This is a genomic window from Streptomyces sp. GQ60 (assembly GCF_059758875.1).
Genome location: NZ_JCAXEG010000044.1, coordinates 1 through 9,514, shown reverse-complemented (window position 1 = coordinate 9,514; position 9,514 = coordinate 1). Strand labels below are relative to the sequence as shown.

Here is a 9,514-nt window from a genome sequence, read left to right as displayed (position 1 = left end):
CCCCGTCAGAAACTCTCGGCGTCCAGGAGGCCCGCACCATGCCGCCGCTGCTCCTGCAAGGCAAAACCGTCATCGTCTCCGGCGTAGGCGCCGGCCTAGGCCACCAAGTGGCCGCCACCGTGGTCCGCGACGGCGGCAACGCCGTGCTCGGGGCGCGAACCGAGGCCAACCTCGCCAAGGCCGCCGCCGAGATCGACCCCGACGGCACCCACACCGCGTACCTGCCGACCGACATCTCCGACGAGCGCCAGTGCGAGGCCCTCGCCGCCCTCGCCCGGGAACGCTTCGGCGGCGTCGACGCCGTCGTCCACGTCGCCGCCTGGGACTCGTACTTCGGCGGCCTCGAAGACGCCGACTTCGGCACCTGGCAGCAGATCCTCGACGTGAACCTGCTCGGCACCCTGCGCATGACCCGCGCCTGCCTGCCCGCCTTGAAGCGCGCCGGCGGCAGCGTCGTCATCATCGGCACCCAGTCCGCCATCGCCTCCCCCAACGAGGTGCAGCAGGCCGCCTACGCCGCCTCCAAGGGCGCGCTGACCTCCGCCATGTACTCCATGGCCCGCGAACTCGGCCCGCACCGCATCCGCGTGAACACCGTGCTCCCCGGCTGGATGTGGGGTCCCCCGGTCCAGGCCTTCGTCACCTTCACCGCACACACCGAAGGCGTCCCCGAGGCCGAGGTCCACTCCCGCCTCACCGACCGCATGGCGCTGCCGGACCTGGCCACCGACGGAGACGTCGCGGACGCCGCCGCCTTCCTCGCATCGGACCGCGCACGGGCGATAACCGGCCAGTCTCTGCTGGTCAACGCCGGGGAGCTGATGCGATGAGCCCCTCCGTGCCCGCGCGAGCGAATCGTATGCTCGGACCATGACCACTCCGAGTGACGCCCCGACCGAGAACTCGATGCGCCGCGCGCTCCGCCGTGCCCGCGACGGCGTCGCGCTCGACGCGACCGAGGCGGCCGTGCTCCTGCAGGCGCGCGGCGAGGCCCTCGAAGACCTCGCCGCCTCCGCGGCCCGGGTGAGGGACTCCGGACTCGAAGCCGCCGGCCGGCCCGGCGTCATCACGTACTCGCGCAAGGTCTTCATCCCGCTCACCCGGCTGTGCCGCGACCAGTGCCACTACTGCACCTTCGTCACGGTCCCCGGCAAGCTCCGCCGCGAGGGCCACGGGATGTACCTGTCCCCGGACGAGGTCCTCGACATCGCCCGCCAGGGCGCGGCCATGGGCTGCAAGGAAGCCCTGTTCACGCTCGGCGACCGGCCCGAGGACCGCTGGCCCGAGGCCCGCGAATGGCTCGACGCGCACGGCTACGACGACACCCTCGCCTACGTGCGCGCCATGGCCATCCGCGTCCTGGAGGAGACCGGCCTCCTCCCCCACCTCAACCCCGGCGTGCTGTCCTGGTCGGACCTCCAGCGCCTCAAGCCGGTGGCCCCCTCGATGGGCATGATGCTGGAGACCACCGCCACCCGGCTGTGGTCCGAGCCCGGCGGTCCCCACCACGGCTCCCCCGACAAGGACCCGGCCGTCCGGCTGCGCGTACTCGAAGACGCGGGCCGCTCCAACGTCCCCTTCACCACCGGGGTGCTGATCGGCATCGGCGAGTCCTACGAGGAGCGCGCGGACGCCTTCTTCGAGCTGCGCCGGATCCAGCGCAGCTACCACGGCATCCAGGAAGTCATCGTCCAGAACTTCCGCGCCAAGCCCGACACGGCCATGCGCGGCATGCCCGACGCGGAGCTGGAGGAGCTCGCCGCGGCCATCGCCGTGGCCCGCCACATCCTCGGCCCGAGCGCCCGCATCCAGGCCCCGCCGAACCTGGTGGACTCCGAGTACGCGCTGCTCATCGGCGCCGGCATCGACGACTGGGGCGGCGTCTCCCCGCTCACCCCCGACCACGTGAACCCCGAGCGCCCCTGGCCGCACATCGAGGAGCTGGCCGAGCGCACCGCCGCCGCCGGCTTCGAGCTCCGCGAACGCCTCACCATCTACCCGGAGTTCCTCCAGCGCGGCGAACCCTGGCTGGACCCGCGCCTCCTGCCGCACGTACGCGCGCTGGCCGACGCGGAGAGCGGGCTCGCGGACGAGTCCGCGAAGGTCGTGGGCCGGCCGTGGCAGGAGCCGGACGAGGGCTTCGCCGCCTACGGCCGCACCGACCTGCACACCACCATCGACACGCAGGGCCGTACCGGCGACCGCCGCGACGACTTCGACGAGGTCTACGGCGACTGGGAGGCCCTGCGCGAGGCCGCGGCCCCCGGGATGGTCCCCGAGCGCATCGACACCGACGTACGGGGGGCGCTCGCGCAGGCCGCCGACGACCCGACGAAGCTCACCGACGAGCAGGCGCTCGCCCTGCTCCACGCGGACGGCCCGGCGCTGGACGCCCTCTGCCGGATCGCGGACGACCTGCGCAAGTCGGTGGTGGGCGAGGACGTCACGTACATCGTGACCCGCAACATCAACTTCACCAACGTCTGTTACACCGGCTGCCGCTTCTGCGCCTTCGCGCAGCGCCGTACGGACGCGGACGCGTACACCCTCTCGCTCGACCAGGTCGCCGACCGGGCCGCCCAGGCCTGGGACGTGGGCGCGGTCGAGGTGTGCATGCAGGGCGGCATCCACCCGGACCTGCCCGGGACGGCCTACTTCGACATCGCGCGGGCGGTGAAGGAGCGCGTGCCCGGCATGCACGTGCACGCCTTCTCCCCGATGGAGGTCGTCAACGGCGCGACGCGCACGGGGATGTCGATACGGGACTGGCTGACGGCGGCCAAGGAGGCCGGCCTCGACTCCATCCCGGGCACCGCGGCCGAGATCCTGGACGACGAGGTCCGCTGGGTCCTCACCAAGGGCAAGCTGCCGACGGCCGACTGGATCGACGTCGTCTCGACGGCGCACGAGCTCGGCATCCGCTCCTCCTCCACCATGATGTACGGCCACGTGGACCAGCCGCGGCACTGGCTGGGCCACTTCCGCACACTGGCCCGCATCCAGCAGGACGCGCGGGCGAAGGGCGTCGAGGGCTTCACGGAGTTCGTGACGCTGCCCTTCATCCACACCAACGCCCCGGTCTACCTGGCGGGCATCTCCCGGCCCGGTCCGACCGTGCGCGACAACCGGGCGGTCACGGCGATGGCCCGGATCCTGCTCCACCCGCACATCACCAACATCCAGACCAGTTGGGTGAAGCTGGGCTCGGAGGGTGCGGCCGAGATGCTGCGCTCGGGCGCCAACGACCTCGGCGGAACGCTCATGGAGGAGACCATCTCCCGGATGGCCGGTTCGAGTTACGGCTCGTACAAGTCCGTCCAGGACCTGATCGCCGTCGCCGAGGCGGCCGGCCGCCCCGCGAAGGCCCGTACGACCCTCTACGGCGAGGTCCCGGAGGAGCGCCAGGCCGCGGCCCGCGCCTCGGACGGCCACCTGCCGGAACTGCTGCCGGTCCTGGACTGACCGACCCCGCGCACGCGTGCGGGCCCTGCCGGGGGGACAGCCCGGCAGGGCCCGCACGTCGCGAGGGTCGTCGACGATCGACGAGGGTCGTGGAGGGAGGCTGATCAGCCCACCAGGAGGTCCTTCTTGAGCTGCTTCAGCTCGCGGCCGTCGATGCCGAGCCCGTCCTCGAGGTAGGTGTCGAAGGTGCCGAACTTCGCGGTGACCTCGTCGTACCCGGCGTTCAGGTACTCGGGACGCACGTCGAGCAGCGGCTTGTAGACGGCGGCGTGCGAGGCCGGCAGGTGCGAGAGGATCGCGTCGTTGGCGGCCTTGCGGTAGTCGTTGCTGGCCAGGTAGTCGGCCATCACGGTCTCGCTCGGCACGCCGAGGGCGGTCAGCAGGGAGGCGTTCGCCCAGCCCGTACGGTCCTTGCCCGCGGTGCAGTGGAACAGGACGGCGCGGTCGCGCTCGATGCCTTCGATGCCCTCGAAGACCTGCGTGTAGGCCTTCATGCCGCCCTCTCCGCCGACCATGGCCTTCTCGGCGTCGATCATGGCCTTGACGGCCTCGTCCGGGGTCTTGGGCAGCGCCTCGAAGGACCCGGAGCCGGCGAAGACGTCGGCGACGACGTAGTGCGCGCCGGCCGGGACCTTGTCCACGTCCTTGGTGCGCTCGCTCTCCATGCGGAGGTCGAAGATCGTCTTGACGCGCAGGCGCTGGAGCTTGGCGAGGTCGTTCTCGGTGAGCTTGTCGAGGGCGTCGGAGCGGTAGATCTCGCCCATCTTGACCCACTGGCCGTTCGTGGTGCGGTAGCCGCCCGCGTCACGGAAGTTGGTGGTGCCGTCCAGCGTGATCAGCCGGTCGGCCAGGCGCAGCCCCCGGCCGCGCTCGGGCTCGAAGTCGAACCACTGCCGGTCGGCGGCGGGCAGCCCGCCGACCACGGCCTCCCCCTGGGCGCCGCCCTGGGCGACGACCTTGCCGTTCGCCTTGATCTCCACGCGCTTGGTGCCCTTGGCGTTCCACTTCAGGGTGTACGCCCCGTCGGCACCGGCGGTGACGGTGGCCTCGGTGAAGGGGATGGTGGAGTTGCCGTGGTGCCGACCGCCCCAGGGGAGGTCCCACCCGGAGGCGGAGGCGGCGGGGGCCGCGACGAGGGCGACGGTGAACGTGGAGGCGACGGCGGTCGCGGCGAGCAGTGCCTTCTTCATGCCCCGAGACTCTTGGCCTCCCAACAACGCCACGTGAACACGGCATGGCCGAAACCGGCCACAGGGAAGGCAACTGTCAAAACGTGCCACCCGCCTGGCCGGCGGTTGAACGGGGGGCACCGGGCGGCTGCGCCCGAACTCCCGGGGCTCCGCCCGGACCCCGCGCCTCAAACGCCGGCGAGGCTGGATGTGCCGCTGCACGGCATCACCGAGCCAGCCCGACGCCTCTTCAGCCGTCCGGCGATTGAGGACCGGGGTCTGGGGCGGAGCCCCGGGCGCTTGAAGACCGGGATCTGGCGCGGACGGCCGGGCACTTCACCCCCGTCCAGCATTTGAGGACCGGATCTGGCGTGGACGCCAGGGCGCTTTCAGCCGTCCGGCGTTTGAGGACCGGGTCCGGGCGGAGCCCGGGGAACGGTGGAAGGGCGGGCAGGGGACCTCCGCCCCGCGCAGCGGAAGACCCGCAGCCACCGCCCGGCAGGGGCAAGCGCAGGGCCGAACCGACCCAAGCCCCCCGCAGGGGACCGGCGGAATCCAGCCGTTCCCCGGCCCCATACGGCCCCCATGACCGACTACTTCCGGACCCGATCGGTACTGTCCACTACAGTGCCCGCCAGAGCACGCGCGGGCAGTCCGGGGGGATCGAAATGGACACGGCGACGGAAACGTCCGGGGAGCAGCAGAGCAGGCCCGGGGCAGCCCAGCCCCTCCAGGCAGCCCCCGCGCCCACCGGCGGAGCCACCGGCGGAACCACCAGCCTCGGCCCCGCCACGGGTCCCGCCGCCGGTGCCACCATCGGCGGCCGCGCCGCCGTCACCACCGGCCTCTGGGGCCGCACCGAGCAGCAGGATTTCCGCAGCCGCGTCAGAGGAACCCTCCTCGGCTCGGCCATCGGCGACGCCCTCGGCGCGCCCCTCACCGCCCTGTCCCTCCCCGAGCTCCTCACAGCCCACGGCCCGGAGGGCCTGACCGAGCCGGCCCCCCGCGCCGGGGTCACCGCCGCCACCCAGCTCGGCCTCTTCACCGTGGACGGCCTGATACGGGCCCACGTACGCCGGGACACCGGCGCCTGGCACCCGCCGACCGACGTGCACCGCGCGTACCTCCGCTGGAACCTCACCCAGCACGACTGGGGCCCCGACGAGCGCCGCGAGGACAACGGCTGGCTCGCACAGGAGGAGTGGCTCTACGTCCGCCGCTCCCCCGACCGCTCCTGCCTGACCGGTTTCGCCGACGGAGTCCTCGGCACGCTCGCCCAGCCGAAGAACCCGACCGCCGTGGACCCGGCGGCCGCCACCCGTTCCGCACCGTTCGGGCTGCTGGTCGGCTGGGAGCCGGCGCTCGTCCTCCAACTCGCCGTCGAATGCGCCGCGACGAGCCACGGGCACCCCACCGCGTACCTGTCCGCCGGCGCCCACGCCGTCATCGTCCACGGCCTGACCCGCGGCGAGTCCCTCGACTCCGCCGTCCAGCGGGCCCTGGGCCTGCTCGGCGTCCGCCCCGGCCACCAGCCCGTCACGGACGCCCTGCAGCGCGCGCTCGGCGCCGTCACCACGGGCGCCCCGTCCCCGCAGACGGTCGAGGGCCTGTCGCCCGGCTACGCCCGCTCCGCGGAGGAGGCCCTCGCCATCGCCGTGTACTGCGCCCTCGTCGCCGAGAACGTGGCACACGGCCTGCGCCTCGCCGTGAACCACGGCGGCGACTCCGCGGCCACCGGCGCCCTGTGCGGCTCCCTGCTCGGCGCCCAGCACGGCGAAACGGCCCTTCCGGCGGCCTGGCTCGCCGGCCTCGAAGGCCGCGCCACGGTCCTGGAACTCGCCGACGACTTCGCCCTGGAGATGACCCAGGACCCCGCCCTCCACGGCCCCGCCGCGACCTCCACCGCCTGGCTGACGCGGTACCCGAGGGGGTGAGCCCGTACCCGAGGGGATGAGCCGGAGCCCGGAGCCCGTAGCCGCTGGGGCTGGGGCTGGGGCTGACAGACAGCGGGAAGCCGCACCGGCCCCCGGCCGACTCCGCCCCCCGCTCCGCTCCCGGCCCCCAGCCATGGCCGACGCGCGCCCCTGCCCTCCGCGCGCGCGAAGCCGTACTTTGGCCCTCCCCACACCACGGAGGTGTCAGCGCACATGCGGATCGCCACGACCGTCTTCCTCACCGACCGCACCATCGCTCCCGTACCCCTCGCCCGCGCCCTGGAGGAACGCGGCTTCTCCGGCCTCTACCTCCCCGAGCACACCCACATCCCGGTCAGTCGCGTCACCCCGGCCCCCATGGGCGGCGAGCTCCCGGAGATGTACGGCCGCACCCTGGACCCCTTCGTCGCCCTCGGCCAGGCCTCCGCCGTCACCGAGCGGCTCCACCTCGGCACCGGCATCACCCTCGTCGCCCAGCACGACCCCATCGACCTCGCGAAGCAGGTCGCCACGCTGGACCACCTGTCCGGCGGCCGCGTCACCCTCGGCATCGGCTACGGCTGGAACGTCGAGGAGGCCGCCGACCACGGAGTCGAGTGGCGCACCCGCCGGGAACTGGTCCGCGACCGCATGGCCCTGATGCGGACCCTGTGGTCCCCGCACCCCACGGCGTACGTGGGCCAGTTCTCCTCCGTACAGGCCAGCTCGGCGCACCCCAAGCCCGTGCAGACCCCCCGCGAACTCGCCCCGGGCGTCCCCCTGTACGGCCCGCGCACCCTGATCGGCGGCCAGGCCGGCCCGAAGCTGTTCGCAGCCATCGCCGACCACAGCGACGGCTGGCTCCCGATCGGCGGCGGCGGCCTCACGGAGTCCCTCCCCGCCCTGCGCCAGGTCTGGGAGGCCGCGGGCCGCGACCCCAAGTCCCTCCAGGTGGTCCCGTACGCCGTCCAGCCGACCCCCGGCAAGATGTCCCACTACGCCGACCTGGGCATCGAGGAGGTCGTCCTCCAACTCCCCTCGGAGGGCGAGGCGGAGATCCTGCGCATCCTGGACGGGTTCAGGCAGTACCTGTAACCCGCCGCTCCAGCCCGCCGTACCCGTGTCGCGGGGGACGCCGGGCCGTGAACGCGAACGGTGGTGGACGATCACCGGCCTCACGGGTGACGCGCAGGTCCGATGACCTCGTGTCCGACCTGCTCGGCGACCCACTGGGCGGCACGGTCCTCGTAGCCGTCGCCGTTGCGGCGCCGGACGTGGACGAGGACCAGGTGCGTATCGGCACGGACTTCGAGGTCCCTGGAGTCGCAGTTGAGCAGGAGCGTGACCTCGGCATGCTTGAACTCGCCGTACAGGTCACGCTCCGGCACCACCGGCCACTCCAGCGAGGTCCAATGGATCACGCCCATGCACGCGCCGGCCACCTCGAAGAAATGGTCTTCGATGGTCCACAGGGGCTGGTCCAGCATCGAGACGCTGAACGGCAGGAACCGCTCCACCGAGGTCAGGTCGTCGGGCAGTTCCTTGGAAGGAACCGAGCGGAAAAGGGCCGGTACACCCGGCTCCGGATCGCTGGGCGCCGACCAGCTCGTGAACCACGCCTCGGGAAGGGCGTCACGCAAGCGCCTAGCTTCGGCCACGGTGGGCACCTCGGCCTCCACCGATACATCGGAGTACGACCGGCTGCCGAACTCCACCAGGCGGCGGGCCACGCTCAGGGCCAGCGCGGGGTCGGATGTGCGGAGGATGGGATACGAGACACTGTTGGACACGGGGAAACCCTCACACGACCTCCGATGGGCAGTCCTTCCCTTTTCCGTCGCGGGCCCGGCAGGACGCGAGTACCTGTGCCCGGGGAGAGGCAGCCCCGGCCCCGGCGCCCGCCCCGGCGCCTCGAAACCCGCTGGCCCCGGGGGGCCGCCCGCGGCGACCATGAGCCCATGCCAGGCCAACGCAAGCGCGCACGCAGCCGGACGCGAGCCCACCAGCGGACAGCGGACATCCGCGGCCGCTGGGAGCTGCTCTTCTCGACGACCGAGCAGGTGGAGCTGCGGGAGTACGTCCGCCGCGTGCAGGAGGAGGGCACCGTCACCGACCCGGCGCGGCTCCGCATCGACTCCTTCTGCGGCCGCGACACCCACCCGTCGACGTACCAGGTGAGCCTCTTCGTCCCGGAGGCCTCCGCATGAGCGAGGAACGGTGGGAGCGCCTCCCGGAAGGCATCCGCCGCCAGGTGGACGGGTACGTGCTCCAGGACCAGGCGTTCACCGCCGTCCGCATCGTCTGGGAGGCAGGCCGCGCCCAGGGCGTGGAGCTCTACGATGCCCAGAAGCTGGTCGCCGACCGGTACGTCCACTTCGGCGACCGGGTGGCCCGGACCCCCGACGCCCCGCTCGACCCGGAGTCGCTCGCCGCTCGCGCCTCCGGCATCCGGGCGCGGGTGGTGGCGATCGAGGCCGTCTGGGACGGGGACACGGTGCACGACTGGTTCGTGCGGCTGCTCGCCATCTCGGAGGATCCGTCCGGGGAACACGCACTGGGCACCGTCTACTGGGGTACGGGCGCCCGCGCCCTCGAAGCCGAAGGCGCCGACCCCGGCCCCCTGGCCCCCCACGCCGCCGCAGCCACCCGCGCCGGTACGGCTCTGGCGGCCCGCCTCGGAGTCCCGTTCCACTTCGCGAGCCCGGACCAGCCGGACGACGAGGCCCCGCGCTGGCGGGCTAGGCCTTGAGACCATCGGCGGACGTGCCGGCGGTGCCCCGAACCTGACGAGTACCGGGGGGCGTCCCGGCAGTCCAGTGTCCTTTCGGTGTGGACCGGTCCCTCAAGGGCGCTCCCTGCGGTCGCGTCGCTACGCGATGGCCTTCGGCCACCCTTGACCGACCGGCCCACACCGAAACGCCACAAGACTTCCGGGATCCCCCCGGGGAACGGCCGGGGGGAGGAGTGGGG

The 9,514-nt window shown here is 72.8% G+C and carries 8 protein-coding genes; 6 read left to right on the top strand and 2 right to left on the bottom strand.

Annotated features, from left to right (window positions below):
• Positions 1-38: 38 nt before the first annotated feature.
• Positions 39-830 (top strand): SDR family oxidoreductase, encoded by a 792-nt coding sequence (locus tag AC6CKD_RS37725; protein ID WP_498333920.1) that lies wholly within the window; start codon positions 39-41, stop codon positions 828-830.
• 40 nt (positions 831-870) lie between these two features.
• Positions 871-3,462: a bifunctional FO biosynthesis protein CofGH gene (locus AC6CKD_RS37720; protein ID WP_498333918.1), complete on the top strand. Its 2,592-nt coding sequence runs from the start codon at positions 871-873 to the stop codon at positions 3,460-3,462.
• A 104-nt stretch (positions 3,463-3,566) separates the two neighbouring features.
• On the opposite strand, the gene AC6CKD_RS37715 is transcribed toward AC6CKD_RS37720, so the two are convergent.
• Positions 3,567-4,652 carry a tyrosine-protein phosphatase gene (locus AC6CKD_RS37715; RefSeq protein WP_498333916.1) on the bottom strand — a complete coding sequence of 362 codons (1,086 nt, stop codon included), beginning with the start codon at positions 4,650-4,652 and terminating at the stop codon, positions 3,567-3,569.
• A gap of 647 nt (positions 4,653-5,299) precedes the next feature.
• Here AC6CKD_RS37715 and AC6CKD_RS37710 point away from each other — a divergent pair.
• Together AC6CKD_RS37710 and AC6CKD_RS37705 are read left to right on the top strand one after the other, a co-directional pair.
• On the top strand, positions 5,300-6,565 hold the full coding sequence (locus tag AC6CKD_RS37710) for an ADP-ribosylglycohydrolase family protein (protein ID WP_498333915.1): 1,266 nt from the start codon (positions 5,300-5,302) through the stop codon (positions 6,563-6,565).
• A gap of 213 nt (positions 6,566-6,778) precedes the next feature.
• The gene (locus AC6CKD_RS37705; RefSeq protein ID WP_498333913.1) at positions 6,779-7,639 is read left to right on the top strand and encodes a TIGR03619 family F420-dependent LLM class oxidoreductase; all 861 of its coding nucleotides are present in this window, start codon (positions 6,779-6,781) and stop codon (positions 7,637-7,639) included.
• Positions 7,640-7,719: 80 nt separating this feature from the next.
• On the opposite strand, the gene AC6CKD_RS37700 is transcribed toward AC6CKD_RS37705, so the two are convergent.
• Positions 7,720-8,334, bottom strand: coding sequence for a hypothetical protein (locus tag AC6CKD_RS37700; protein WP_498333911.1), 615 nt, complete (start codon positions 8,332-8,334; stop codon positions 7,720-7,722).
• A gap of 168 nt (positions 8,335-8,502) precedes the next feature.
• Here AC6CKD_RS37700 and AC6CKD_RS37695 point away from each other — a divergent pair, with 168 nt between their 5' ends.
• Together AC6CKD_RS37695 and AC6CKD_RS37690 are read left to right on the top strand one after the other, a co-directional pair.
• Complete coding sequence (locus tag AC6CKD_RS37695; protein WP_498333909.1) at positions 8,503-8,751, top strand: hypothetical protein; 249 nt, start codon at positions 8,503-8,505, stop codon at positions 8,749-8,751.
• Positions 8,748-9,293 carry a hypothetical protein gene (locus AC6CKD_RS37690; RefSeq protein WP_498333908.1) on the top strand — a complete coding sequence of 182 codons (546 nt, stop codon included), beginning with the start codon at positions 8,748-8,750 and terminating at the stop codon, positions 9,291-9,293. The genes AC6CKD_RS37695 and AC6CKD_RS37690 overlap by 4 nt, the downstream gene beginning before the upstream one ends.
• The last annotated feature ends 221 nt before the right edge of the window (positions 9,294-9,514 follow it).